The sequence below is a fragment of the Chromobacterium sphagni genome (assembly GCF_001855555.1).
Taxonomy (GTDB): Bacteria; Pseudomonadota; Gammaproteobacteria; order Burkholderiales; family Chromobacteriaceae; genus Chromobacterium; species Chromobacterium sphagni.
In genome coordinates this window covers 967,665-994,044 of record NZ_MKCT01000001.1, presented here as the reverse complement: position 1 = coordinate 994,044, position 26,380 = coordinate 967,665, and the positions used below count along the sequence as shown (strand labels likewise).

The following is a 26,380-nucleotide window of genomic DNA, read 5'->3' as shown; positions in this document are numbered from 1 at the left end:
AAATGGCACAGACCATTCCATTCACGCATGGTTCTCCTTGATTCTACGCAATTTGCGAGCGGCATGGCTGGTTGCCGGCAAAGGGCAAAATCGGCGATAATCCGGCGGTTTTGCGGCGGTGGACCCTGTCTCCAGCAGCATGGGGCGTAAGGGATGGACCGTCGTACCGGTTCCCAATAGTCTTGAGGTTTTACCGAAATGGTTACCCGCACCGAGCTTGCCAACGCCATCCGCTTCCTCTCCATGGACGCCGTGGAGAAAGCCAAATCCGGCCATCCGGGCGCCCCGATGGGCATGGCAGACATCGCCGAAGTCCTGTGGCGCGATCACCTGAAGCACAATCCGGCCAATCCGTCCTGGGCCGACCGTGACCGCTTCGTTCTCTCCAACGGCCACGGCTCGATGCTGATCTACAGCCTGCTGCATCTGACCGGCTACGACCTCTCCATCGACGACCTCAAGAACTTCCGCCAGTTGCACAGCAAGACGCCGGGCCACCCGGAATACGGCTACGCGCCCGGCATCGAAACCACCACCGGCCCGCTGGGCCAGGGCATCACCAACGCGGTGGGCATGGCGCTGGCCGAGAAAATGCTGGCCGCCCAGTTCAACCGCGACGGCCACGACATCGTCAACCATCGCACCTACGCCTTCCTCGGCGACGGCTGCCTGATGGAAGGCATCAGCCATGAGGCCTGCTCGCTGGCCGGCACCTGGGGCCTGTCCAAGCTGATCGCCTTCTGGGACGACAACGGCATCTCCATCGACGGCCATGTCGAAGGCTGGTTCAGCGACGACACTCCGGGCCGCTTCGAAGCCTACGGCTGGCAAGTGATCCGCAACGTCAACGGCCACGATCCGCAGGAAGTGGCCACCGCCATCGCCACCGCCAAGAAGAGCGCCGACAAGCCGACGCTGATCTGCTGCAAGACCACCATCGGCTTCGGCGCCCCCACCAAGCAGGGCAGCCACGACTGCCACGGCTCCGCGCTGGGCGCCGCCGAAATCGCCGCCTCGCGCGAGCTGCTGAAATGGCCGCACGCGCCGTTCGAGATTCCGGCCGAGATCTACGCCGAGTGGAGCGCCCGCGACAAGGGCGCCGCCGCCGAAACCGAATGGACCAAGCGCTTCGACGCCTACCGCGCCGCCCACCCGCAGCTGGCCGCAGAATTCAGCCGCCGCATGGCGGGCGAGCTGCCGGCCGGCTGGGAAGAGACGCTGAACGCCGCGCTGGCCAAGATCGCCGACGCCGCCCAGACCGTGGCCACCCGCAAAGCCAGCCAGATCGCGCTGGAAGCGCTGTCGCCGTCCCTGCCCGAGTTCGTCGGCGGCTCCGCCGACCTGACCGGCTCTAACCTGACCAACTGGTCCGGCAGCAAGTGGATAGACGGCCAGGGCAACGGCAACTACATCAGCTACGGCGTGCGCGAGTTCGGCATGGCCGCCATCATCAACGGCATGACGCTGCACGGCGGCCTGCGCCCCTACGGCGGCACTTTCCTGATGTTCAGCGAATACGCCCGCAACGCGCTGCGCATGGCCTCGCTGATGAAGATCAACCCGATCTTCGTGTTCACCCACGACTCCATCGGCCTGGGCGAAGACGGCCCCACCCACCAGCCGGTGGAACAGGTGGCCACGCTGCGCTACATCCCCAACCACCACACCTGGCGTCCTTGCGACACCAGCGAAACCGCGGTGGCCTGGGCGCACGCCATCGAGCAGAAAACCACTCCGTCCAGCCTGGTGCTGAGCCGGCAGAACCTGCCCTTCGTCGCCCGCGACGCGGCGCAGATGGCCGCCATCCGCAAGGGCGGCTACGTGCTGCGCGACGCGGCCGGCGCCCGCGCCGTGCTGATCGCCACCGGTTCCGAAGTGGAACTGGCGCTGAAGGCGCAGGAAGCGCTGGCGGCCGAAGGCATCGCGGTGCGCGTGGTGTCCATGCCCTGCACCAATGTGTTCGACGCGCAGGACAAGGCCTGGCGGCAGAGCGTGCTGCCGGCCGGCCTGCCGCGCGTGGCCGTAGAGGCCGGCCATCCGGACTTCTGGCGCAAGTATGTCGGCCTGGAAGGCGAAGTGGTGGGCATCAACCACTTCGGCGAATCGGCGCCGGCGCCGCAGCTGTTCAAGGAATTCGGCTTTACCGTGGAAAACGTGGTCGCCAAGACCCGCGCGGTTATCCGTTGAGTTAGAAGTCAGGCCATCGCGGCAGCGCGATGGCCTTTTTTTCGCCATGCCATGTAGTCGCCGCACTACAAAAGTTTTACCGGGAGACCCTGCAGCATGACCATCCGCCTCGCCATCAACGGTTACGGTCGCATTGGCCGCCAAGTTCTGCGCGCCATCTATGAAAACAAGTTGCACGATGATTTCACGGTGGTGGCGGTCAACGCCTCCGGCGACCTGAACATCAACGCCCACCTGACCCAGTTCGACACCGTGCACGGCCGTTTCCCCGGCAGCGTGGAGCAGGATGAACAACACCTGATCCTCAACGGCGACAAGATTCCGTTCTTCAGCACCCGCAACCCGGCCGAGCTGCCGTGGCAGGACCTGGATGTCGACCTGGTGCTGGAATGCACCGGCGCCTTCACCAGCAAGGAAAAGTGCCAGGCCCATATCGACGCCGGCGCCAAGAAAGTGCTGATCTCGGCGCCGGGCGGCGACGACGTCGACGCCACCATCGTCTACGGCGTCAACCACGACACGTTGAAGCCGGAAATGACCGTGGTGTCGAACGCCAGCTGCACCACCAATTGCCTGGCGCCGGTGGCCAAGGCGCTGAACGACGCCATCGGCATCAAGAAAGGCCTGATGACCACCATCCACGCCTTCACCAACGATCAGGTGCTGACCGACGTCAAGCACAAGGACCTGCGCCGCGCCCGCTCCGCCACCGACAACATGATCCCCACCAAGACCGGCGCCGCCAAGGCGGTGGGTCTGGTGCTGCCGGAGCTGAAGGGCCGGCTGGACGGCTTCTCGGTGCGGGTGCCCACCATCAACGTGTCGCTGGTGGACCTCACCTTCACCGCCAGCCGCGACACCAGCAAGGACGAGGTCAACGAGATCCTCAAGAATGCGGCCGAAGGCGGCATGCAGGGCATCTTGGGCTACAACACGCTGCCGCTGGTGTCCGGCGACTTCAACCACACCGACGAGGCCTCCACCTTCGACTCCACGCTGACCAAGGTGACCGGCGGCAATATGGTGAAGGTGCTGGCCTGGTACGACAACGAGTGGGGCTTCAGCTGCCAGATGCTGCGCACCGCGCGCGCGATGTTCAGCTGCTGACACGGGTTTCAGGCGCAACCGGCGACGGGGCGGGCCGGCTTTATATGCCATTCGCCCTGTTGTTTTGTTACATAAAGCCGCGCATGAAATTTGATTGGTGTTAAAGTGGCGCCGTCATTTCGGCATACACTGCTTGCTAGGGAAGACAGTCCCGCCTGGGCGGGGTTTTCTTAGAACGCGATGGAGAACAGGATGCAGCAGGGTCAGGCCTTGTCCCGGCCGGAAAAAATGGTGCGGCTGGCCTCGTGGCTGGTGGCGCTGGTATTCGCCGGCCTGCTGGTCAGCCTGGGCGAACTGGTAATCCGCGACCTGTTCTACCTACCGGAAGGCGGCCCGCCGCAACAGGAAGTTTTCCGACAGCATATCGGGCTGGATCCGTTGAAGCGCCAGCAAGAACAGCTGCAACGGCAGACCGAGGCCTTGCGCGCCGAGCAGGAAAAGCTGGCAACCACCCGCGGCCAGCTGGAGCGCGGCTACCAGACCCAGCGCCAGGGACTCGACAACTGGCTGGCCAGCCGAGCGGTCACCGCCGATGCCGGCCAGAGCGCCGAAGTGCTGAAGCGCACCCGCGCGCTGGACGCCTTGCAGGCGCAGATCCTGCAATGGCAGAAGCGGGAAGACCAGGCCAGCGCTGGCCTGCTGGCGCTGGCGCAGCAGCAGCAGGCATTGCAGGGCCGCGTCGGCGCACTGGAACAGCAGGCTGGGCGGCAATACCAGCAGGCCTACAGCCGCTTTGAACTGAAAGTGTTCGCGCTCAGGCTGGCGGTGATCCTGCCGCTGTTGCTGCTCGGCGTGTGGCTATTCCTACGCTACCGCAGCCACCGCTACTGGTTCTTCGTCTACGGCTTCGGCCTGTTTTCGCTGTTCGCCTTCTTCGTCGAACTGCTGCCTTACCTGCCCAATTTCGGCGGCTATGTACGGCTATTGGTCGGCATCGCGCTCACCGTGTTCGCCGGCATGCGCATGATCCAGGCCTTCCAGCGCTACGCCGAGAAGAAGCGCGTCGAGCTCAAGCAAAGCCAGAGCGAGCGCGCCAGCCACGTCGCTTACCCCAAGGCGCTGCAGTCGTACCAGAAGCGCAGCTGCCCGTCGTGCGACCACCAGTACAATATCGCCGGCGACGACGCCGACTACTGCATCCACTGCGGCCTGCAGCTGTTCCGCGTCTGCGCCTGCGGCGCGCGCAATTTCGCCTTTTTCCCGTTCTGCAAGAAATGCGGCGGCGCCGTGGCCCGGCCAGCCGCCTTGCCTGATCATCCCGCATCCAAACCCGAGTGAGTGAAACGATGAAATTCAACAAACTCTCCGACCAGAACCTTACCGGCAAGCGCGTGCTGATCCGCGTGGACATGAACGTGCCGCTGAAAAACGGCGTGATCGGCGACGACACCCGCATCCGCGCCAGCCTGGCCACCATAGAGCTGTGCCTGAAGGCCGGCGCCGGCGTGATGCTGATGACCCATCTGGGCCGCCCGACCGAAGGCGAACCCAAGCCGGAAGACAGCCTGGCGCCGGTGGTGGCCCGCCTGGCGGAACTGCTGGGCAAGCCGGTGCGGCTGCAGGCCGACTGGCGAAGCGGCGTGGAGCTGGCGCCGGGCGAGGTGGTGATGCTGGAGAACATCCGCCTGAACCCGGGCGAGAAAAAGAACAACGCCGAGCTGGGCCGCGCCTACGCCGCGCTGTGCGACGTGTTCGTCAACGACGCCTTCGGCACCGCGCACCGCGCCGAGGCCTCCACCCACGCGGTGGCGCGGTTCGCGCCCGTCGCCTGCGCCGGCCTGTTGCTGTCCGCCGAGCTGGACGCGCTGGGCAAGGCCTTGCTGGCGCCGGCCCGCCCGCTGGTGGCCATCGTCGCCGGCTCCAAGGTATCTACCAAGCTGACCATCCTGGAAGCCCTGGCCGACAAGGTTGACCGGCTGATCGTCGGCGGCGGCATCGCCAACACCTTCCTCTTGGCCGAAGGCAAGAATATCGGCAAGAGCCTGGCCGAGGCCGAGCTGGTGGACGAAGCCAGGAAGGTGATCGCCAAAATCCGCGCGCGCGGCGGCGATGTGCCGCTGCCCGCCGACGTGGTGTGTGCCACCGAATTCGCCGAAACCGCCGCCGCCGTCACCAAGAACGTGGCCGAGGTGAACGCCGACGACATGATCCTGGACATCGGCCCGGACTCCGCCAGGGAGCTGGCCGCCATCATCGCCCAGGCCGGCACCGTGGTCTGGAACGGCCCGGTGGGCGTATTCGAGTTCGACCAGTTCGGACAAGGCACCAGGACGCTGGCCGACGCCATCGCAAAGTCCGCGGCCTTCTCCATCGCCGGCGGCGGCGACACGCTGGCGGCGATCGCCAAATACGGCATCACCGACGACATCGGCTACATCTCCACCGGCGGCGGTGCCTTCCTGGAATTCCTGGAAGGCAAGGAGCTGCCGGCGGTGGCGATTCTGGCCGAGCGCGCGCGCTAACCTGGCCGAGCGACCGTGGCGGCGCCCCTACCGCCACGGCCTGCCAGCCAGATGGAACCTGGCCGGAACACGGCGTTTCCAGCCAGCCGCCGAGGCATTCGTTATACTACCCGGTCAAGCCCCCACGGAGAGAGTCATGCCCCTGCACACCTGGCTGTTGTTCGTCACCACCATGTTCTTCGTGTCCGCCACCCCCGGCCCCAATATGCTGCTGGCGATGACCCACGGCATCCATTACGGCGTGCGCCGCACGCTTATGACCTGTTTCGGCCTGATGAGCGCGCTGGGCTTGCTGATGCTGGCCTCGGTGGCGGGGCTGGGCGCGGTGCTGGCCACATCGGAAGTGCTGTTCTCCGTCATCAAATACGCCGGCGCGGTGTATCTGGTGTATCTGGGGGTGAAGACCTGGCGCAGCCCGCCGCAGCCGGTGGCGGAACTGCGCGAGGACGCGACGGGTCAGCACGGCCCGTGGGCCTTGTACCGCCGCGGCTTCCTGGTGGCGATGAGCAATCCCAAGGCGCTGATCTTCTTCGCCGCGCTGTTTCCGCAGTTCATGGACGCGCATCAACCGCAGGGGCCGCAGCTGGCCATCCTGGCGCTGACCTTCTTCGTGGTCGAGTCGTCCTGGCAGCTGACCTACGCCAGCTGCGGCGCCAGGCTTGCCGGCTGGCTGAACAGCGCGCGCCGGCTGCGGCTGGTCAACCGTTTCAGCGGCGGCGCTTTCGTCGGCGCCGGCGTGCTGCTGACCAGCCTGTCGCGCCAATAATTCCGGCGGCCGGCGCCATGCCGGCCGCCCCGTTTTTTGCAAACAGGCTCCGCCGCGAGCGGAGCCCATGAGGGAGAAATTCATGGCACTCGTTTCTATGCGTCAGCTGCTGGACCACGCTGCCGAGTACAGCTACGGCCTGCCGGCCTTCAACGTCAACAATCTGGAGCAGATGCGCGCCATCATGGAAGCGGCCGACAAGGTCGACGCCCCGGTGATCGTGCAGGCTTCGGCCGGCGCCCGCAAATACGCCGGCGCCCCCTTCCTGCGCCACATGATCCTGGCGGCGATCGAAGAATTCCCCCACATCCCGGTGGTGATGCACCAGGACCACGGCACCAGCCCGGACGTCTGCCAGCGCTCGATCCAGCTGGGCTTCAGCTCGGTGATGATGGACGGTTCGCTGAAATCCGACGGCAAGACCCCGGCCGACTACGACTACAACGTCGGCGTCACCCGCACCGTGGTCGGCTTCGCCCACGCCTGCGGCGTGTCGGTGGAAGGCGAAATCGGCTGCCTGGGTAGCCTCGAAACCGGCATGGCTGGCGAGGAAGACGGCGTCGGCGCCGAGGGCGTGCTGGACCACAGCCAGCTGTTGACCGACCCGGAAGAGGCCGCCCGCTTCGTCAAGGATACCGGCGTGGACGCGCTGGCCATCGCCATCGGCACCAGCCACGGCGCCTACAAATTCAGCAAGAAGCCCACCGGCGACGTGCTGCGCATCGACCGCATCAAGGAAATCCACGCCCGCATTCCCAACACCCACCTGGTGATGCACGGCTCCTCCAGCGTGCCGCAGGAATGGCTGCAGATCATCAACCAGCACGGCGGCCATCTGGGCGAGACCTACGGCGTGCCGGTGGAAGAGATTGTCGAAGGCATCAAGCATGGCGTGCGCAAGGTGAACATCGACACCGATCTGCGCCTGGCCTCCACCGGCGCCATCCGCCGCTTCCTGGCGGAAAACCCGGCTGAATTCGACCCGCGCAAATACCTGACCAAGACCATAGAGGCGATGCGCGACATCTGCATCGCCCGCTACGAGGCTTTTGGCGCCGCCGGCCAGGCCAGCAAGATCAAAGCCATCAATCTGGACACCATGGCCAATAAATACCTGAAGGGCGAACTCTCGCAAATCGTGCGCTGAGCCTGCATGACGATGGATGCGGCGCCGATATGTAATCGGCATGTAAAACGCCTTGCAAGCCGCGCCGCCCACTGCAATAATTCATTTGTCATTTCAGGAAAGGGGTTTGCATGACAATTTTGCTTGCCGGACCACCGCGGCAATAGCCGCCAGTTCAGGCCAGCCAAACCCATGCTGATTACCCGACCCGCCGCCAAGGCGGGTTTTTTTATTCCGCGGCCATCTTGAAGCCAGCGCTATCGCTGTTGCAAAACCTGCTTGCGCGGCCAGCCGGCGGCCCGGAGCGGCTGTGCTAAATTAAGTGGATGGCGGGATAGGGGACACGGCGATGTGGAAGTGGCTATTACTGTTCTGCCTGGCTCAGGCCGGCCACGCGGCCGAAGCCATGAGAGTGGTTTATCCCGCCGGCGAAAGCGCAAGCGACCTCCGCTACGACGATATCCGGGAAATCCTGCGCACCGCGCTGGACAAGACCGTCGACAGCTATGGCCCCTACTCGCTGCAAGCCAGCGGCTGGCCGATGGACGAGGACCGCGCCTTGGTGGAATTGCGGCAAGGCAATGCCATCAATGTCGCCTGGAGCTCCACCTCGGACGAGCGGGAACTGCATCTGCGGCCGGTACGGGTGGATTTGCGCAAAGGCTTGCTCGGCTATCGCATCGCGCTGATAGACGGCAAGCGCCAGGAGGAGTTCGACCAGGTGCGGAGCCGCTCCGACCTAGGCCGTTTCCTGGTGGGCCAGGGCAAGGGCTGGGGCGACATCCAGGTCTACCAGGCCGCTGACATCCAGGTCAGCACCGGCCGCTACGACAAGCTGTTCGGCATGCTCAGCCACCACCGCTTCGACCTGTTTCCGCGCAGCGTGCTGGAAATATTCGACGAATACCAGCGCTTCCACAGCGAATATCCTAATCTCGAAGTCGAGCAGCATCTGCTGTTCTATTACCCCTGGCCCTACTACTTCTTCTGCAACCGCAACAATCCATTGCTGGCGGAGCGCTTGCGGCTGGGACTGGCGCGGATGCGCGCCGACGGCAGCTTCGACGCCATCTTCTGGAAATACCACCGCGACGTGCTGCGCCAGGCGAAGATGAGCGAACGCCGCCTGATTCCCCTCTCCAACCCGCTGCTGCCCGACAGCGCGCCGCTGAGCGACAAGTCGATGTGGTTCGACCCTCTGCGCGACCATCCGCCCAAACCCTGAGCGCCGCCAGCCGCTCCCACCGCATCGGCATTGGCCGGCCGGCGCCGATTGCTTACACTGCCTGATGAATGAAAGCCGCGGCCGAAGCGGCAACCCAGGGAGGGTCATGCGATGCAATTGAACATGCTGTATTTCGCCCGGCTGCGCGACGCGCTGGGCCTGGATGCGGAAACGCTGGACAGCGAGGCCGCCACGGTGGACGAGCTGATGGCGGAATTGCGCCAGCGCGGCGGCGAGTGGGCGCGCGCGCTGGCGCTCGGCCAGACGTTCCGGGTGGCGGTCAACCAGGACATGGCCACCGGCGACACCCCGCTGGCCGATGGCGACGAAGTGGCGGTATTCCCGCCGGTGACCGGAGGCTGAAATGGCGGTCAATCATATCCGGGTGCAGGTCGAGGATTTCGACGTCGGCGCCGAGGTCAGGCGCTGGTCCGCCAACCCAGCCTGCGGCGCGGTGGTCAGCTTCACCGGCCTAGTGCGCGATTACGGCGACCGCCAGGACGTGGTGGCGCTGGAGCTCGAGCATTATCCGGGCATGACGGAAAAGGCGCTGGCCGGCATCGTCTGCGAGGCGCGCCAACGCTGGTCGCTGAAAGGGGTGACGCTGATCCACCGCGTCGGCCGCCTGGCTCTGGGCGAGCCCATCGTGCTGGTGGTGGCGGCCAGCAGTCACCGCCGCGACGCCTTCGAAGCCGCCAACTTCCTGATGGACTACCTGAAGCAGCACGCGCCATTCTGGAAATGCGAAATCCTGGCCGACGGCAGCCGCCACTGGGTGGAAGCGCGCGCCGGCGACGCGCAGGCGGCGGCGCGCTGGGACGCCGATGCCGGCGCGAAGCCCCGCTGAACCTGTCCGTCAACTGCCGGGAGCGCGGCGCCAGCCATCCAGCCTGAGATGGCCTGCGCCGTCGGCGCGCCGGCTGGAGGCGATCAGCGCCACCTCGCGCAATTCCAGCCGCAACAGCGGCACCGGCTGCGGCGGCTGCGGCGGCAATGCCTGCTGCAGCTTGCGCAACAGGGTCAGATGCGGCTGGTAGGGCCGGTTTTCCACCGCCAGTCCCTCGAGGCGCAACGCCCGCCGCAAACGGTACACCCAGGCCTGCAGCGCAGCATCGGACCTGGCGGGTCCGCACCAGCCTATGCCGCTGTCCCAGCTGCCGCAGCTATCCAGCAGCAGGCTGTCGGGCAGGCTGGCCGCCGCCTGTTCGGCGCAGTCGGCGGCGCGCTGCAGCGCCAGCGGGCCGACCTCGCCCAGAAAAGCCAGGGTCAGATGCAACTGCGGCAAGGGCAGCTTGCGGCCGCCGGCCAGAACATGCATGGCGTCCTGCCACTGCGCCAGCCGCGGCAGGCAGTCGGCTGGCGGCAGGCAAGCGAAGAAGACCCGCATGCCCGGCCTCATTCGTGGTGGCGCAACAGCGCCTGCCGCCGCCTGACGAAGCCGTGCACCCGTTCGTTGTCGTGCGGCAACCATTGCAGTAGCTGGCGCAAAGCCTGCAATGGCTCGGCATAGTCTTGCTGCGCCTGCTGACGGTTTTCGCAGATGCGCAGCAGCATCGCGCAGCCATACATGCCCAGCCGCTGGTTGAGCGTGGCCATCGCGTCGCGGTGCAGCATGTCGGCCGCCGCCTCCAGCTGTCCCTGATTGGCCTGTTCCAGCGCCGCCTGGCTCTTGCCCTGCAACTGCTCGTAGGCGGTCTTGATCGACTGCAGGCAGGCCGGATGCTGGCGCGCGGCCTCCTGCAGGCTGCCGAGCTCGTGGCGGCCGTCGGCGAAACGCAGCGCGATAGTGTGCGCCCATTGCGGCGCCTGTTCCGCGCCGTGACCGGACGGCAACCGCGCCGTCGCCGCCAGAAAGCGCAGGGCGCTGTCGAAGTCGGTCTCCGCCGCGCGCAGCCATTCCGCTCCTTCCTCCAGCTGGCTCAACGCCTGCTCCGGCCGCTGCTGCGCCAACGCGGCCATCGCCCGGCACACCGCCAGCATCAGCTGTCCGCCGGGCCGCTTGCCCAGCTGGGTGGAAATTTCGTTCTGCAGCCGGTCCATCTGCTGGATTTGGCCGCTTTCGCTGCGCGCCTGCATCAGGTCGACCAGCACTTCCGGACCGAAGAAGCTGTTGTGGCGGCCGATGTCCACCGCGCGCTGCAGCTGATCGACCGCCTTGGCAGCCTCGCCGCTGCGCAGCAGCGCGTTGCCGTAACTGTGCAAGCGGGTGAAATTGCGCGGCGAGATGCCCACCGCCTTTTCCAGCACCGCGGCGGCTTCCTGGTAAGCGCCGTCGTCTATCATGTTCTGCGCCAGCAGATCGTAGGCTTCGGTGTAGCGCGGCGCGATGGCGATCACCTCGTCCAGCAGCGCGTTGGACTGGGGGCTGTCGCCCTGCTCGGACAAGATGCGCGCCACGCCCATCTTGGCCCAGGGAATCTCGTCCTGCTCCAGCAGCCCCTGATAAATCCGCAGCGCCTGCTCGTACTGGCCTTCGCGCACCATCAGCTCGGCGCGCAGCCGCAGCGCGCCGAGCCGGCTCTGGCGGTTGTCGGCCTGCTGCGCCAGCTCCTGCAGCGCCTGGATCGCCTGCTCCGTTTTGCCCTTGTCCAGCAGCTTGTGCGCCGGCGCGAGGAAGGCCTTGCGCTGGACGGCCAGTTCCAGACGGTCCAGCAGCTGCTGCGAGGTGAAAGGCTTGAGGATGTAGTCGTCGGGCACCATTTCCGCGGCGCTCACCACCTGGGTGTAGTTGCGCTCGCCGGTGATCATCACCCACAGCGTCGACAAGGGCAGCGTGCCGCTCTTGCGCATCGCCTCCAGCAGCTCCTGGCCATTCATGCCCTTGCCCAGGTTGTAGTCGCACAACACCACGTCGAAGCGCTTGCTGCGCAGCCGGTTGCTCGCCTCGCCGGCGTGGCTGGCGGTTTCCGACTGGGTGACCCCGGCCATCGCCAGGATGGCGCGGATGCCCTGCGCCATGGTCAGCGCATCGTCGACGATCAATACCGTGGTGTTCGCGCTGAAAGCCATGGGCAGCCTCGCGGGGGCCGGCGGCCAGCGGCCGCGGCGGGGTTGGATGGCGGCAGCCGGGCGACCCCGGCCTGCGTTGTTACCAGTCTAGCCTGCCGCGTCGCGGCGGCGCGCTCATTCGCATTCCGGATCCAGCGCCTGATGGCGGCGGATGAAACCGCGCACCCGCTCGTTGTCCTGCGGCAGCCAGTGCATCAGCTTCAGCACCTGGCGGTCCTCCTCGGGATATGGCTGGCCGGCCTTGCTGCGGCTTTCGCAAGTGCGCAGCAGCAGCGCGCAGGCGTTCATGCTGATGCGTTCGTTCAGCGTATTCTGCGACAACAGGTAGAGCATGGCGGCGGCCTCCTCCAGCTTGCCGGTGCTGGCCAGTTCCACCGCCTTGTTGCTTTCGGTCTGCAGCATGTCGTAGGCGGTTTCGATGGCGCCATGGCAGGCCTCGTGCTTGTGGGCGATCTCCAGCAGCGTGCCCAGCTCATGGCGGCCGTCGGCGAAACGCAGCGCGATGCTGTGCGCCCACTGCTGCGGCAGCTCATTGCTTTGCTCGGCGGTCAGCCGCACCGCGGCGGCGAGGAAGCGCTGCGCGCTGGGGAAGTCGGTTTCCCGCGCGCGCAAGTGCTCCGCCACCGATTGCAGCTGGGCCAGCGCGTCGCTGGGGCGCTTCTGCGCCAGCGCAGTCAGCGCGCGGCACACCGCCATGGTCAGTTGGCCGCCGGGCAGCTCGTCCATCCGGCTGGAGATTTCCGCCTGCAGCCGGTCCAGATGTTGGGTCTGGCCGCTTTCGCTGTAAGCCTGCAGCAGGTCCACCAGCACGTCGGGGCCGAAGAAATTGTTGTTGCGCCCCACCTCCACCGCCCGCTGCAGATAATCGGCCGCTTTGGTGGCGTCGCCGCAGCGCAACAGCGCGGTGCCGCAGCTCTTGAGCCGGTTGAAGTTGCGCGGCGAGATGGCCACCGCCTTTTCCAGCACGATGGCGGCGGTCTGGTACTGGCCCTCGTCGATCAGGTTTTGCGCCAGCAGGTCATAGGCGTCGGTATAGCGCGGCGCGTCGGCGATGATCTCTCGCAGCAGCGCATTGGACTCCTGGCTCTCGCCCTGCTCGGCGACGATGCGCGCCACCCCCATCTTGGCCCAGGGAATCACCCGCTGGGTCAGCAGCTCCTGGTAGATCGACAGCGCCTCGCCCTGGCGGCCTTCGTTGACCAGCAGCTCGGCGGCGAGCCGCTGCGCGTCCAGCCGGTATTGCGCGTTGGAGGTTTCGCGCGCCAGTTGCTGCAGCACCTGGATCGCCTGCTCCACCTTGCCGGCGGACAGCAGCTTGTGCGCCGGCGCGAGGAAAGCCTTGCGCTGGCCGGCCAGGCTCATCCGGTCCAGCAGCAGCTGCGAGGCGAACGGTTTGAGGATGTAGTCGTCCGGCGCCATTTCGGCGGCGGCCACCACTCTTTCGTAGTGGCGCTCGCCGGTGATCATGATCCAGATGGTGGACAGCGGCAGGTTGCCGCTCTTGCGCATCGCCTCCAGCAGCTCCTGGCCGTCCATGCCCTCGCCCAGATTGTAGTCGCACAGCACGACGTCGTACGGCTTGCCGCGCAGGCGGTTGCGCGCCTCGCTGGCGTTGCTGACGGCCTCCGAGCGGGTCACTCCGGCCATGGACAGCATGGTGCGCAGACCCTGGCGCACGGTGTGGGAATCTTCGATGATGAGTACGGTGGTATTGGCGTCAAAATGCATGATGGGCTATGGCGTGGCGCCAGTTCAGACTATATCCAGGTGGTCGATGCCTTCCAGCGGGTCGCGGTTGCGGCCGCTTTCGCTGTAGAGCTTGATTCTCAAGCGCAGGTCGTTGATGGAGTCGGCGTTGCGCAGCGCGTCCTCGTAAGTGATCAGATCGGCCTCGAACAGCTCGAACAGCGACTGGTCGAAGGTTTGCATGCCGGCCTCGCGCGAGCGCGACATCACTTCCTTCAGGCCAGCGATCTCGCCCTTGAACACCATGTCAGACACCAGCGGGCTGTTGAGCAGGATCTCCACCGCCGCCACCCGGCCGCGGCCCGATTTATGCGGCACCAGCCGCTGCGAAATGATGGAGCGCATGTTCAGCGACAAATCCATCAGCACCTGCTGGTGGCGCTCCTCCGGAAAGAAGTTGAGGATGCGGTCCAGCGCCTGGTTGGCGTTGTTGGCGTGCAGCGTGGCCAGGCACAGGTGGCCGGTTTCGGCGAACTGCAGGCCGTAGGCCATGGTTTCACGGTCGCGGATCTCGCCCATCATGATCACGTCCGGCGCCTGACGCAGCGTGTTCTTCAGCGCCACCTCCCAGTTGTCGGTGTCGACGCCGATCTCGCGCTGGGTGACGATGGACTTCTTGTGGGTGTGCACGTACTCGATCGGGTCCTCGACCGTGATGATGTGGTCCTGGTTGTTCGTGTTGCGCCAGTCCACCAGCGCCGCCAGCGAGGTGGACTTGCCGGAGCCGGTGCCGCCGACGAAGATCACCAGCCCGCGCTTGATCAGCGCGATGTCCTTCAGCACCTCCGGCAGGGTGAGCTGGTCGAAGTTGGGGATGTCGGTGTTGATCTTGCGCAGCACCATGCCCACGGTGCCCTGCTGCACGAAGGCGCTGACGCGGAAACGGCCGACGCCGGGCGGATTGATCGCGAAATTGGCCTCCTTGCGGCCCTCGAACTCCTCGGTCTGGCGGTCGTTCATGATGGCGCGCACCAGTTCCTTGCTCTGCTGGGCGGACAACGGCTGCGGCGCCACCGGGGTGATCTTGCCGTCTATCTTCATCGCCGGCGGAAAGTCGGCGGAAATGAAAATGTCGGAGGCATTCTTGCCGATGGCATGCTTCAGCAGATCATGAATGAATTTGGATGCCTGGTCTTTTTCCATGGCGGCTTAATCCTGCGTGGGCTGCTTCCAGTCTAGCCTGCTAACGCCGCGCGCAGCAGGCGATTGTAGCCGTGGCTTTCTGCCAAAAGCGCGGCTCAGAACGAGTCTTTGTTGCTGGCCTTGGCGCGGGCTTCGCCCGGCGAGACCATATTGCGCCGGACCAGATCCGCCAGACACTGGTCCAGGGTTTGCATGCCGTGCTGCTGCCCGGTCTGTATCATCGAGTTGATCTGCGCGATCTTGTTTTCGCGGATCAGGTTGCGGATCGCCGGCGTGCCTATCATGATCTCGTGCGCCGCCACCCGGCCCTGGCCGTCCTTGGTTTTCAGCAGGGTCTGGGCAATCACCGCCCGCACCGACTCCGACAGCATCGAACGCACCATTTCCTTCTCGCCGGCCGGAAACACGTCGACGATGCGGTCTATGGTCTTGGCCGCGCTGCTGGTGTGCAGCGTGCCGAACACCAGGTGGCCGGTTTCAGCCGCGGTCAGCGCCAGCCGTATGGTTTCCAGATCGCGCAGCTCGCCCACCAGGATCACGTCGGGGTCTTCGCGCAGCGCGCTTTTCAGCGCGTTGGCGAAGCTTTGGGTCTGCAGGCCCAGTTCGCGCTGGTTGACCAGGCTTTTCTTGCTTTCGTGGACGAATTCGATCGGATCTTCCACAGTAAGAATGTGCGAGAAGTCGTTTTCGTTGACATAGTCTATCATCGCCGCCAGCGTGGTGGACTTGCCGGAACCGGTGGGACCGGTCACCAGCACCAGGCCGCGCGGGTAGCCGGCGATATCCTGGAAGATCTTGGGCGCCGCCAATTGCTCCAGCGACAGCACCTTGCTGGGAATCACCCGGAACACCGAGGCCATGCCGCGGTTCTGCACGAAGGCGTTGACGCGGAAGCGGGCGATGCCGGGCAGCTCGAACGAAAAGTCGCACTCGTAGACGTCTTCGAAGATCTTGCGCTGGTAGTCGTTCATGATGTCATACACCATGTCGTGCACGTCATGGTGGTCCAACGGCGGCAGATTGATGCGGCGGATATCGCCGTTCACCCGTATCATCGGCGGCAGGCCCGCCGACAAGTGCAGGTCGGAAGCCTTGTTCTTGACGGTAAAAGCCAGGAGCTCGGAAATTTCCATATAATTCTCCACGATGATGACATCGCCGCCGCCCGCCGACGCCCTGCTGGCATGGCCGGTCCTGCAGTGCATTGTAAGCGCTGCTCGGGCCGTCGGATATCCCCCGTGGCGGCCGGCTCACGGATACAGACGACATGACAGACACCCTTTCCATCCGGTTGCAGCAGGTCGGCGCGCGGCTGGCCGAGGCCTGCCGCCGGGCCGGGCGCGCGCCAGACGAAGTCGCCCTGCTGGCGGTGAGCAAGACCTTTCCCGCCGCCGACCTGCGCGAGGCCTATGCCTGCGGCCAGCGCGCCTTCGGCGAGAACTACGTGCAGGAGCTGGAGCAGAAGAGCGGGGCGCTCTCCGACCTGGCGATAGAATGGCACTTCATCGGCCCGCTCCAGTCCAACAAAACCCGCATCGTCGCCGAACGCGCGCACTGGGTGCACTCGATAGACCGGCTGAAAACCGCCGAGCGGCTGTCGGCGCAGCGGCCGGCCGACATGCCGCCGCTCAACCTCTGCGTGCAGGTCAACGTCTCCGGCGAGGCCAGCAAGAGCGGCTGCGCGCCGCAAGACGCGGCGGCATTGGCGCGCGCGGCGGTGGTTCTGCCCGGCATCCGGCTGCGCGGCCTGATGTGCATTCCCGAGCCGGGCCCCGACCCGGTGCGGCAGGCGGCGCAGTTCGCCGCCTTGCGCGCGCTGGCGGAGCAGTTGCGGGCCGAAGGCCTGGCGCTAGACACGCTGTCGATGGGCATGTCGGCCGACCTGGAGCTGGCGGTGGCCGAAGGCGCCACGCTGGTGCGGGTGGGCTCGGCCATCTTCGGCCGGCGCGATTACCAACATTGACAATCCGCTTCCGGCCCAGCCGGGAGCCGCAGCATCCAGGGGATAAGCAGATGCAGATCACTTTCATCGGCGGCGGCAATATGGCCGGCGCCATCATCGGCGGGCTGGCCCGCCAGGGCGGCCACCGCATCCATGTGGTGGAGCACCAGCAGGACAAGCTGGACCAATTGGCGGCCGACTTCGGCTGCAGCGGCGGCCAGGCGCTGCCGGAGCGTTTCTCTGCGGATGATGTAGTGGTGCTGGCGGTCAAGCCGCAGCAACTGCGTGAATTGTGCCTGGAGCTGGCGCCGCGGCTAGGCGGCGCGCTGGTGGTGTCCATCGCCGCCGGCATCCGTCTGGACGCGCTGGCACGCTGGCTGGGCAGCGGCCGCATCGTGCGGGTGATGCCGAATACCCCGGCCATGGTGGGCAAGGGCGTGTCCGGCCTGTTCGCCGCCGCCGTTCCGGCGTCCGACCGTGCCGCCGCCGAGACCATCATGCGCGCCGCCGGCCTCACCGTCTGGCTGGACGACGAAGCCGGCATAGACGATATCACCAGCGTCTCCGGCAGCGGCCCGGCCTATGTGTTCTACTTCATCGAGAGCATGATAGAAGCCGGCGTCAAGGCCGGCTTCAGCGAGAGCCAGGCGCGCGAGCTGGTGCTGGCCACCTTCGACGGCGCGGTGGAGCTGGCGCGGCAGAGCCCGCTGCCGGTGGCGACGCTGCGGCGCAACGTGATGTCCAAGGGCGGCACCACCGAACGCGCCATCGCCCGCTTCGAGGCCGAAGGCGTCAAGGCGGCCATCGTCGCCGGCGCGATGGACTGCCGCGAGCGCTCTGTCGAAATGGGTCAACAACTCAGCCAGGAGTAAGCCAAGATCATGTTTGTCGATACCTTGCAGTTTCTGATCAAAACCCTGTCCGGCCTGTTCGTGCTGGTGCTGCTGCTGCGTTTCTACCTGCAGGTGGCGCGCGCGCCGTTCAAGCATCCCTTGTGCCAGTTCGTGATGTCCGCCACCAATTTCCTGGTGCTGCCGGCGCGCAAGCTGGTACCCTCGGTGCGCAATTACGACACCGCCACCATGCTGCTGGCTTGGCTGGTGTGCCTGCTGGCCAACGTCCTGATGCTGCTGCTGGGCTCGCTGCCGGAAGTGTTCACTTTCCCGCAAGTGTGGGTGGCGCTGTTCCTGCTGTCGGTGCTGGAAGTGTTCAAGCAATCGCTGACGCTGCTGATGGGCGCGGTGATCGTGCAGGCGGTGCTCAGCTGGGTCAATCCCTACAATCCCATCGCACCGGTGCTGGACAGCCTGACCCACCCCTTCCTCAGGCCGTTCCGCCGCGCGGTGGTGGGCGGGGTGGACCTGTCGCCGCTGGTGCTGCTGCTGATCATCCAGGTAATCATGATGCTGCCGGTGCGGATGCTGGAAGCAAGCTTCTTGATGCAACTCAAGGTGGTGATCCAGTAAAGCAGGTTATTTGTCATACTTTTGATAGTCGCCGGCTGCCGTGGCCGGCGCTTACGTGAAACGATCAGGAGAACTACGATGAGAAAAACCCTGCTTGCCGCCCTGTTGCTGGGCATGGCCGCCATGCCGGCGATGGCCAATCTGCAGTTGGCGCAAAAGTACAGCTGTACCGCCTGTCATGCGGTGGACAAGAAGATCGTAGGCCCGGCCTACAAGGATGTCGCCAAGAAATACGCCGGCCAGAAGGGCGCCGAAGCGATGCTGATGGCCAAAGTGAAAAACGGCGGCTCCGGCGTGTGGGGGCCGATTCCGATGACTCCGCACCCCAATATTCCCGACGCCGACCTGAAGGCGCTGGTGAAATGGGTGCTCAGCCAGAAATAAACACGGGTATTATCTGTGTGCGGCAAGCCTGCAACTAGGCTTGCAAACATCAAAGGCGGCCGTTGCCGCCTTTGAACTTGTATCGGGATATCTGGTCGAAACCGGCATTCTCATTACCTTTACCCAAATGGGTGGACTTGTTATCGGTGTCAAACCGGGCTATATAGAATGTTAGCGGCAGTGGGTGATTATTTGGATTTCAAGCTCAAGACAGTTGCGCAAACATTGGCCCGCCGGTAATCTTCTCCGCCTGTTGCCAACTCTATGCTGGAAGCACCAAACATGGCTAAACTGACCGAACAGGATATCCTCAACTGGGAAGGCGATGATTACATGAACGCCGACCATCTTGAGTTCTTCAAGGACCGGTTGTTGCAAATGCAGCAGGAGTTGCTGGTAAACGCCAACGCCACTGCCAACCATTTGCAGGAACAGGAAGCTACCCCCGATCCCGCCGACCGGGCCACGCTGGAAGAAGAGTACGCGCTGGAACTGCGCACCCGCGACCGCGAGCGCAAGCTACTGCAGAAGATCCAGGCATCCATCCGCCAGATCGACGACGGCTCCTACGGCTTCTGCGAGGACACCGGCGAACCCATCGGCCTCAAGCGTCTGATGGCCCGTCCGACCGCCACGCTGTCGGTGGAGGCCCAGGAGCGCCGCGAGCGCATGAAGCGCCAGTACGCCGACTGAACATCGCGCCGTTTTGCATCAAGCGCCACCGCCGCCAGGCCGTGGCGCTTTTTGCATGGCCGGGCGCGCCGAGGTTGTCGGCCGCCGACAAATGCGGTTATCTTGCTGCTATGCAGAAAACGAGTTAGCCAAGGGACACCAGCATGCAACGCCAGACCGACGACGTCAGAATCCGCGAGATCAAGGAACTCCTTCCGCCCATCGCCCACCTGTACGAACTGCCTATCAGCGAATCGGCTTCCGAGCTGATCTACAACACCCGGCGCGAGATCTCGGCCCTGTTGCGCGGCGAGGACGACCGCCTGCTGGTGGTGATCGGCCCCTGTTCGATCCACGACACCGAGGCCGCCATCGAATACGCGCAGAAGCTGGCGCCGCTGCGCGCCGCGTTGGCGGACGAGCTGGTGGTGGTGATGCGGGTGTATTTCGAGAAGCCGCGCACCACGGTGGGCTGGAAGGGCTTGATCAACGACCCGCACCTGAATGAGTCCTACGACATCAACACCGGCCTGCGCATCGCCCGCCGCCTGCTGCTGACGCTGAACAGCATGGGCGTGCCGGCCGCCACCGAATTCCTCGACATGATCACGCCGCAGTACTTCGCCGACCTGATCAGCTGGGGCGCCATCGGCGCGCGCACCACCGAGAGCCAAGTGCACCGCGAGCTGGCGTCCGGCCTGTCCTGCCCGGTGGGCTTCAAGAACGGCACTGACGGCAATCTGAAGATCGCGGTGGACGCCATCCGTTCGTCCAGCGTGCCGCACCATTTCCTGTCGGTGACCAAAACCGGCCACTCCGCCATCGTCTCCACCGGCGGCAACCCGGACTGCCACGTGATCCTGCGCGGCGGCAAGGAACCCAATTACTCGGCCGAGCATGTGCGCGCCGCGGCGGCGGAACTGACCGCGGTCGGCCTGCCTCACAAGCTGATGGTGGACTTCAGCCACGCCAACAGCCGCAAGGACTATCGCCGCCAGATGGAAGTGAGCGCCGACGTCGCCGGCCAGCTGGCCGCCGGCGAGCAAAGCATCTTCGGCGTGATGGTGGAAAGCCACCTGGTGGCAGGCCGGCAGGACCAGAAGCCTGGCTGCGAGCTGACCTACGGCCAGAGCATCACCGACGGCTGCCTGGGCTGGGACGACACCGAGAAGCTGCTGGCCCAGTTGGCCGAGGCGGTGAAGGCACGCCGCGCCCGCGCCGCCGAATAAGCCCGCGCCTCTCCCGCGCAACAACAACGCCCCGCGCGATGCGGGGCATTGTCTTGTCCAGCCGGCTTCAGCGCGCCGACACCAGATGATCGGCCATCGCCTTCAGCGCCCGCATCTGGATACCCTCCTTCCAGGCATAAGCCGGGCCGGTATAGGCGAACCAGTCCCAGCAGCCCTGCGGATTGGCCGCGGAGGTGGTGGTCTGCGGGTATAGCACCAGGATGCGGTTACTATCGGCCCAGTTGTTGTAGCCGGTGTGGGCGTAGAAATCGTCGCCCACCGCGCCGGCGTACTGTTTGCAGCCGTGCAGCGCGATGTGTACCTTGCAGGCCTCGCCCTCGGCGCAGGCGCGCGGCACGTAGACGAAGCCCTCGTCGGCCAAGCTGCTGCCGGTGCCGGCGTAGGGACGCTGGTCGAAGCGCACGATGCGGCCGCCAAGCGCCTGCGCCCTGGGCTGCAGAGGGCCGTAGATGTGCTGCAGGATGACTCCGGCCTGGTCGTAGCCCTGGCCCTGCCAACTGCAATGGTTGATATAGGGCGCGGCGGTGACGTCGCAGTCGTTGCCGAAAACCGGCGTGATCTGCGCATGGCCGGCCGGCAAGCGGCGTTCATACTGGATCTGCCGCTCCGGCACGCCGGCCAGACGGAAGAAGGCGGCGGCGCTATCCACCACCGGAGTCTTCACCGTGTTGTCCTGGCTGCCGCTGAACAGGTAGACCCGGCGCCTGGCCAGGTTCGGCAAGGGATCGATGTGGCCGCCGGCGGCGAAGGTGCTGGCGGCCGCCAGCAGCTGGACGGCGCTGGGCGGCGGGCCGCTCATGCAGGCCGCGGCGCCGGCGAAGGCGCCCAACGCGCAGTAATACGGGCCGCCGGCCACCACGCCGACTCCCACCACCGAGGCCGAAAAGGCCACCTGGTACTGCACCGCCATGAAAGCGCCGGACGACAACCCGGACACCGACGATTGCCGCGCATCGCCGTGGAAGGCCGGCAACGGCTCCGCGGCCCAGGCCGGCAAAGCCAGCAGGGCCGCCAGCAGGATCAAATGCCTGATGCTCATACATGCTCCTTGGAAGGGAAAGCCGGGCGCGCCGGCGGGATGACTTCAGGGTGCGGGGGAATGATCGAGTATGAAAATGGCAAATATTCCATTGAAAATCAATGATCATGGCGAGGATGCGCCATCCATGCGCGTCGGTGGTGGCCGTTAGACTGGGACGGAATAGGCGACATCCGGGAGCGAATCGGCCGCAAGAACGGGCCAGATGGCCGACGGTATCGCCGTCGGCCATTGGCGGCCTGGCCTTGCGGCCACGCGCCGGACAGGATCAGCGCGCCGCCGCGGTGCTGCCGCCGATCAGCGCGCCTACCGACTTGGCCAGCGTGGCGTTCTGCAGCACGAAGAACAGGCCGCCGCGGCCGTTCTGCGAGCTGGCGCAATCGCCGGACAGCGAACCTTCCTGGTTCATGTCGCCGAAGATCACGTAGGGCTTGCCGCCGCTGGTGCTGACGCCGATCTTGGCGTGATTGAAGTTGTTGCCCAGGCCGCCCTTCAACGAAAAGCTCTGGCCCTGCCAGCTGCCGGAAGTGGCGATGGCCACCGGGCCCGGCGTGGCGAGGCTGCTGTCCCAGCAGGCCGGCTTGCCGGCCTTGGTGGTGCTGGGAATCGCCGTGCTCTTGCTGCCTTCCCACCAGGTGGCGGCGCGCAGGGCCACGCCGCCCAGTTCGGCCGACACCAGCTGCCACGGCGCCACTTGCAGCGCCGACGGCTTGGAAATCAGGCTGACTCCGCTGGACAGCGCGCTGACGGTCGGCATGGCGCTGCCCGACTGCTGGCCCAGCAGGCCCACTGCCGCCTGAATGTCGGCCGGACCGCCGTTCTTGACGATTTGCGGGTTGCCCGGATCGGTCACCACGCTGGCGTTGGCCAGGCCCTGCAATACCGCCAGCACATCATTGTGGTTCAAGCGCAGCGAGAAGAAATGCTGGCTGACCTTGACATCGTTGTCGGCGACACAACCCAGGGTGTTGCCGTCGCTGCTGCGCGGGTATCGCGCATTGCCCGAAGCCGGCCACGATGGCGTGCTCACCTGCATCACCACGCCGTTGCCCTGCGCATCCCAGGCCAGCACGCCCTTGGAGTGGCCCCACGGCGCCGAGCAGGAATCGCCGGAACAGCTGGCGATGGACGGGTCGTCGTAGAATTGGTCGTTCCACACCACGTAGTTGAGCTGACCGTTGTAGATCTGATTGAAGGTGGCACCCACCGGGTCGGTCAGGGTGTCACCGACGCAGCCTCCGCCCTGGCTCAGACTGGGCTGGCTGCTGCTGGCGTAGATATACTGCTGGCTGTAGCTCTTGCCGCTGGTGTAGGTCTGCGGGCTACCGCCAAACTGACAGCTGTTGACCTGCGCTCCGCCACCGCAACCGGGGAAGGAATAGGCGTTGAACTTGAAGGCGAACCACCAGTCCACCGGATGGCTGCTGTCCAGCAGCGGAGCGGGGACATTGGCCGGGATGGCAGCGGCGCCGGCAAACTGGGCGCCGGCAACCATGGCCAGCACCAGGCAGACGTGGCGCCATGAGGGCAGAGTGGGCATGGGTTTCTCCTTTGTATTTATATCGACATGGGTAAGTACGCGCCGCAATAGCGACCGCGCGCCATGCTGATTGAATATTGTGTAGGGAGTGTGAAGCCGCAGTCCTGCGCAACACTTATTAACGATGTACAAACTTATGCACAACAGCCTGCCTATCCAGGAACTTATCCACCGCATGCGGCGCGGCGGCAAAACTGTTAACATGGCGGGATGCGCGAACTCGACACCCTGATCGTCTCCAGACCCGGCATCACCCCATCGCGGGGTGAGGGGGAGGGGTGCGCGCGCGTCCCGGGAGCCTAGCTCCGTCCTTCACAAGCCCCGCCGCATCCGGCTGGGCTTGGCTATTGGCATCAAACGCCCAGCGGTCGGCATTCCACCACATGGAGTTTTTTGACAATGACGCAAAACATCTACGACAACCCCGAGTTTTTCCACGGCTACAGCCAGCTGAACCGTTCGGTCCATGGCTTGGCCGGCGCGCCGGAGTGGCCCAGCCTGCAAACGCTGCTGCCGGACCTGAAAGGCCGCGCGGTGGTGGATCTCGGCTGCGGCTACGGCTGGTTCTGCCGCTGGGCGCGGGAGGCGGGCGCCGGCCAGGCGCTGGGCCTGGACGTGTCGGAAAAGATGCTGGAAAAGGCCGTCGCCGACACCCGCGACGATGCCATCCGCTACCAGCGCCAGGACCTGGAGCAGCTGCGGCTGGACGAGCAGGCCTTCGACCTGGTCTACAGCTCGCTGACCTTGCACTACATCGAAAACCTGGCGGGCCTGCTGGCCGCCGTCCACCGCGCGCTGAAGCCGGGCGGCCATCTGGTGTTCTCGATCGAGCACCCTATCTTCATGGCCGCCGAACAGCCGCAATGGCAGCGGGACCAGCAGGGCAGGCTATGCTGGCCGGTCAGAGGCTATCAGGCGGAAGGCCCGCGAGTGACCAACTGGCTGGCCGACGGCGTAGTCAAGCAGCACCGCACCCTGGGAACGCTGCTGAATCTGGTGATGGCGGCCGGCTTCACGCTGCGCCATGTCGAGGAATGGGGTCCCAGCGCCGAACAGGTAGCGGCGCAGCCCGCGCTGGCCGAGGAAAGAGAGCGGCCCATGTTGCTGCTGGTGTCGGCCCAGCGCCAGGGCTGATCCGGCGGCCATCCAAAACGTTCCCGCCGGGAGCACCGCCCGACGCAGCCCGCGCCGCGGGCTGTGTCGTTTTCCGCCATGAAAATGAAAATGCCGTCCGCTTGGCTCAAGCGGACGGCATCGCCGCCATGCCGCGCCATCGGCGCGCGGCCGATCAGATCGCCGCGGCCAGGCGCGTGCCCTGGTTGATGGCACGCTTGGCGTCCAGTTCGGCCGCCACGTCGGCGCCGCCTATCAGGTGCACGGTCTTGCCGGCGGCGAGCAGCGGCTGCTGCAGCTCGCGCAGCGGGTCCTGGCCGGCGCAGATCACCACATTGTCCACCGCCAGCACTTGCGCCTCGCCCTTCACCGTGATGTGCAGGCCCTGGTCGTCGATCTTGTCGTAGCTGACGCCGGACAGCATCTTCACCCGCTTCATCTTCAGGCTTTCGCGGTGGATCCAGCCGGTGGTCTTGCCCAGGTTTTCGCCCACCTTGCTGGTCTTGCGCTGCAACAGGTAGACCTCGCGCGGGCTCTTGTGCGGCTGCGCGCCTTGCGGAGCCAGGCCGCCGGCGGTTTCGCCGGTCATGTCCACGCCCCATTCCTTCATGAAGGCGGCGGCGTTCAGCGCGGTGGACTGGCCCTCGTGGGTCAGGTATTCGGCGGTGTCGAAGCCTATGCCGCCGGCGCCGATGATGGCGACGCGATGGCCCACCGGCTTCTTGTGCTTGAGCACGTCGATATAGCTCAGCACCTTGGCGTGCTCGATGCCGGGGATGGCCGGCAGCCGCGGCGCGATGCCGGTGGCCAGCACCACTTCGTCGAAACCCTGCAGATCCGCCGCCGCCACCCGGGTGTTCAGCCGCAGCGCCACGCCGCTGGTTTCGATGCGGCGCTTGAAGTAGCGCAGCGTCTCGTGGAACTCCTCCTTGCCCGGAATCTGCTTGGCGATGTTGAACTGGCCGCCGATCTCGCCGGCGGAGTCGAACAGCGTCACCGCATGGCCGCGCTCCGCCGCCACGGTGGCGAAGGCCAGGCCGGCCGGACCGGAACCGACCACCGCCAGCTTCTTCGGCGCGGCGGTTTTTTCATAATTGAGCTCGGTTTCGCGGCAGGCGCGCGGATTGACCAGACAGGAGGTCAGCTGGCCCTGGAAGATATGGTCCAGGCAAGCCTGGTTGCAGCCTATGCAGGTGTTGATCTCGTCGGCGCGGCCTTCGGCCGCCTTGTTGACGAAGTCGGGGTCGGCCAGGAAGGGACGCGCCATCGACACCATGTCGGCGCAGCCGTCGGCCAGGATCTGTTCGCCCACTTCCGGGGTGTTGATGCGGTTGGTGGTGATCAGCGGGATCTTCACCGTGCCCATCAGCTTCTTGGTCACCCAGGCGAAGCCGCCGCGCGGCACCATGGTGGCGATGGTCGGCACCCGCGCCTCGTGCCAGCCTATGCCGGTATTGATGATGGTGGCACCGGCCTTCTCGATTTCCAGCGCCAGCTGCACCACCTCGTCCCAGTTGCTGCCATCCTGCACCAGGTCCAGCATGGAGAGGCGGTAGATGATGATGAAAGCCTCGCCCACCGCCACGCGCACCGCCTTGACGGTTTCGATGGCGAAGCGGATGCGGTTTTCAAAGCTGCCGCCCCAGTCGTCGCTGCGCTTGTTGGTGGCGCGGGCGATGAACTGGTTGATCAGATAGCCTTCCGAGCCCATCACTTCCACGCCGTCGTAGCCGGCCTGCTGCGCCAGGCGGGCGCAATTGGCAAAGTCGGCGATGGTCTGGCGGATGTCGGCGTCGGACAGCTCGCGCGGCTTGTAGAAGTTGATCGGCGCGATCAGGGGAGAAGCCGACACGCAGCTTTCCTGGAAGCTGTAGCGGCCGGAGTGCAGGATCTGCAGCGCGATCTTGCCGCCGGCGGCATGCACCGCGTCGGTGACCAGCTTGTGGCTGGGCACTTCGTGCGCGTCGGACAGCTGCGCCGCGCCCTCGGCGACACAGCCTTCGGCATTGGGGCCGACGCCGCCGGTGACGATCAGGCCGACGCCGCCCCTCGCCCGTTCGGCGTAGAACGCCGCCATCTTCTCGAAGCCGCCTGGCGATTCCTCCAACCCGGTGTGCATCGAACCCATCAACACCCGGTTTTTCAGCGTGGTGAAGCCCAGGTCCAGCGGGGCCAGCAGATGCGGGTAAGCGCTCATGTTTCT

24 protein-coding genes are annotated in these 26,380 nt (G+C 65.5%); 16 read left to right on the top strand and 8 right to left on the bottom strand.

Features of this window, described 5'->3' with window-relative positions:
- Positions 1 to 198 precede the first annotated feature (198 nt).
- The 9 genes from tkt (at position 199) to moaE (ending at position 9,720) form a co-directional block, all read left to right on the top strand.
- Complete coding sequence (tkt, locus tag BI344_RS04835; protein ID WP_071111785.1) at positions 199 to 2,187, top strand: transketolase; 1,989 nt, start codon at positions 199 to 201, stop codon at positions 2,185 to 2,187.
- Positions 2,188 to 2,283: 96 nt separating this feature from the next.
- Positions 2,284 to 3,294, top strand: a complete 1,011-nt coding sequence (gene gap, locus BI344_RS04830) for a type I glyceraldehyde-3-phosphate dehydrogenase (protein ID WP_071111784.1) — start codon at positions 2,284 to 2,286, stop codon at positions 3,292 to 3,294.
- A gap of 192 nt (positions 3,295 to 3,486) precedes the next feature.
- A complete protein-coding gene (locus BI344_RS04825) occupies positions 3,487 to 4,572 on the top strand; it encodes a zinc ribbon domain-containing protein (RefSeq protein WP_071111783.1) in 1,086 nt (361 codons plus the stop codon).
- Positions 4,573 to 4,580: 8 nt separating this feature from the next.
- Positions 4,581 to 5,756 carry a phosphoglycerate kinase gene (locus tag BI344_RS04820; protein ID WP_071111782.1) on the top strand — a complete coding sequence of 392 codons (1,176 nt, stop codon included), beginning with the start codon at positions 4,581 to 4,583 and terminating at the stop codon, positions 5,754 to 5,756.
- Positions 5,757 to 5,892: 136 nt separating this feature from the next.
- Positions 5,893 to 6,522, top strand: coding sequence for a LysE family translocator (locus BI344_RS04815; protein WP_071111781.1), 630 nt, complete (start codon positions 5,893 to 5,895; stop codon positions 6,520 to 6,522).
- Positions 6,523 to 6,604: 82 nt separating this feature from the next.
- Complete coding sequence (gene fba, locus BI344_RS04810) at positions 6,605 to 7,669, top strand: class II fructose-bisphosphate aldolase (RefSeq protein WP_071112071.1); 1,065 nt, start codon at positions 6,605 to 6,607, stop codon at positions 7,667 to 7,669.
- A 328-nt stretch (positions 7,670 to 7,997) separates the two neighbouring features.
- Positions 7,998 to 8,873 (top strand): type 2 periplasmic-binding domain-containing protein, encoded by an 876-nt coding sequence (locus tag BI344_RS04805; protein ID WP_071111780.1) that lies wholly within the window; start codon positions 7,998 to 8,000, stop codon positions 8,871 to 8,873.
- A gap of 111 nt (positions 8,874 to 8,984) precedes the next feature.
- Positions 8,985 to 9,236 (top strand): molybdopterin converting factor subunit 1, encoded by a 252-nt coding sequence (gene moaD / locus BI344_RS04800; RefSeq protein WP_071111779.1) that lies wholly within the window; start codon positions 8,985 to 8,987, stop codon positions 9,234 to 9,236.
- A 1-nt stretch (position 9,237) separates the two neighbouring features.
- The gene (moaE, locus tag BI344_RS04795) at positions 9,238 to 9,720 is read left to right on the top strand and encodes a molybdopterin synthase catalytic subunit MoaE (RefSeq protein ID WP_071111778.1); all 483 of its coding nucleotides are present in this window, start codon (positions 9,238 to 9,240) and stop codon (positions 9,718 to 9,720) included.
- Between the two features lie 9 nt (positions 9,721 to 9,729).
- On the opposite strand, the gene thpR is transcribed toward moaE, so the two are convergent.
- From thpR to BI344_RS04770, 5 genes are all read right to left on the bottom strand, one after another.
- Positions 9,730 to 10,260 carry an RNA 2',3'-cyclic phosphodiesterase gene (thpR, locus tag BI344_RS04790; protein WP_071111777.1) on the bottom strand — a complete coding sequence of 177 codons (531 nt, stop codon included), beginning with the start codon at positions 10,258 to 10,260 and terminating at the stop codon, positions 9,730 to 9,732.
- Positions 10,261 to 10,268: 8 nt separating this feature from the next.
- Positions 10,269 to 11,882, bottom strand: a complete 1,614-nt coding sequence (locus BI344_RS04785; RefSeq protein WP_071111776.1) for a response regulator — start codon at positions 11,880 to 11,882, stop codon at positions 10,269 to 10,271.
- A 114-nt stretch (positions 11,883 to 11,996) separates the two neighbouring features.
- On the bottom strand, positions 11,997 to 13,610 hold the full coding sequence (locus BI344_RS04780; protein ID WP_071111775.1) for a response regulator: 1,614 nt from the start codon (positions 13,608 to 13,610) through the stop codon (positions 11,997 to 11,999).
- Between the two features lie 24 nt (positions 13,611 to 13,634).
- A complete protein-coding gene (locus BI344_RS04775; RefSeq protein ID WP_071111774.1) occupies positions 13,635 to 14,771 on the bottom strand; it encodes a PilT/PilU family type 4a pilus ATPase in 1,137 nt (378 codons plus the stop codon).
- Positions 14,772 to 14,866: 95 nt separating this feature from the next.
- Entirely contained in the window at positions 14,867 to 15,904 is a 1,038-nt protein-coding gene (locus tag BI344_RS04770; protein WP_071112070.1) for a type IV pilus twitching motility protein PilT, read from the bottom strand.
- A 134-nt stretch (positions 15,905 to 16,038) separates the two neighbouring features.
- On the opposite strand from BI344_RS04770, the gene BI344_RS04765 reads away from it, so the two are divergent.
- The 6 genes from BI344_RS04765 to aroG all read left to right on the top strand — a co-directional run bounded on the left by BI344_RS04765 (position 16,039) and on the right by aroG (position 20,464).
- Entirely contained in the window at positions 16,039 to 16,734 is a 696-nt protein-coding gene (locus BI344_RS04765) for a YggS family pyridoxal phosphate-dependent enzyme (protein ID WP_071111773.1), read from the top strand.
- A 50-nt stretch (positions 16,735 to 16,784) separates the two neighbouring features.
- On the top strand, positions 16,785 to 17,585 hold the full coding sequence (proC, locus tag BI344_RS04760) for a pyrroline-5-carboxylate reductase (protein ID WP_071111772.1): 801 nt from the start codon (positions 16,785 to 16,787) through the stop codon (positions 17,583 to 17,585).
- Between the two features lie 9 nt (positions 17,586 to 17,594).
- On the top strand, positions 17,595 to 18,179 hold the full coding sequence (locus tag BI344_RS04755; protein ID WP_071111771.1) for a YggT family protein: 585 nt from the start codon (positions 17,595 to 17,597) through the stop codon (positions 18,177 to 18,179).
- A 78-nt stretch (positions 18,180 to 18,257) separates the two neighbouring features.
- On the top strand, positions 18,258 to 18,563 hold the full coding sequence (locus BI344_RS04750; protein WP_071111770.1) for a c-type cytochrome: 306 nt from the start codon (positions 18,258 to 18,260) through the stop codon (positions 18,561 to 18,563).
- A gap of 282 nt (positions 18,564 to 18,845) precedes the next feature.
- Positions 18,846 to 19,256: an RNA polymerase-binding protein DksA gene (dksA, locus tag BI344_RS04745; protein WP_021478430.1), complete on the top strand. Its 411-nt coding sequence runs from the start codon at positions 18,846 to 18,848 to the stop codon at positions 19,254 to 19,256.
- Positions 19,257 to 19,399: 143 nt separating this feature from the next.
- A complete protein-coding gene (aroG, locus tag BI344_RS04740; protein ID WP_071111769.1) occupies positions 19,400 to 20,464 on the top strand; it encodes a 3-deoxy-7-phosphoheptulonate synthase AroG in 1,065 nt (354 codons plus the stop codon).
- 67 nt (positions 20,465 to 20,531) lie between these two features.
- Here the strand turns inward: aroG and BI344_RS04735 are convergent, their stop codons facing one another.
- Positions 20,532 to 21,524, bottom strand: a complete 993-nt coding sequence (locus BI344_RS04735; protein WP_071111768.1) for an extracellular catalytic domain type 2 short-chain-length polyhydroxyalkanoate depolymerase — start codon at positions 21,522 to 21,524, stop codon at positions 20,532 to 20,534.
- 268 nt (positions 21,525 to 21,792) lie between these two features.
- Positions 21,793 to 23,064 carry a deoxyribonuclease II family protein gene (locus BI344_RS04730; protein WP_071111767.1) on the bottom strand — a complete coding sequence of 424 codons (1,272 nt, stop codon included), beginning with the start codon at positions 23,062 to 23,064 and terminating at the stop codon, positions 21,793 to 21,795.
- Between the two features lie 399 nt (positions 23,065 to 23,463).
- Here BI344_RS04730 and BI344_RS04725 point away from each other — a divergent pair, with 399 nt between their 5' ends.
- Complete coding sequence (locus BI344_RS04725) at positions 23,464 to 24,198, top strand: class I SAM-dependent methyltransferase (RefSeq protein WP_071111766.1); 735 nt, start codon at positions 23,464 to 23,466, stop codon at positions 24,196 to 24,198.
- 154 nt (positions 24,199 to 24,352) lie between these two features.
- Here the strand turns inward: BI344_RS04725 and BI344_RS04720 are convergent, their stop codons facing one another.
- Positions 24,353 to 26,374, bottom strand: a complete 2,022-nt coding sequence (locus tag BI344_RS04720) for an oxidoreductase (protein WP_071111765.1) — start codon at positions 26,372 to 26,374, stop codon at positions 24,353 to 24,355.
- Positions 26,375 to 26,380 lie beyond the last annotated feature (6 nt).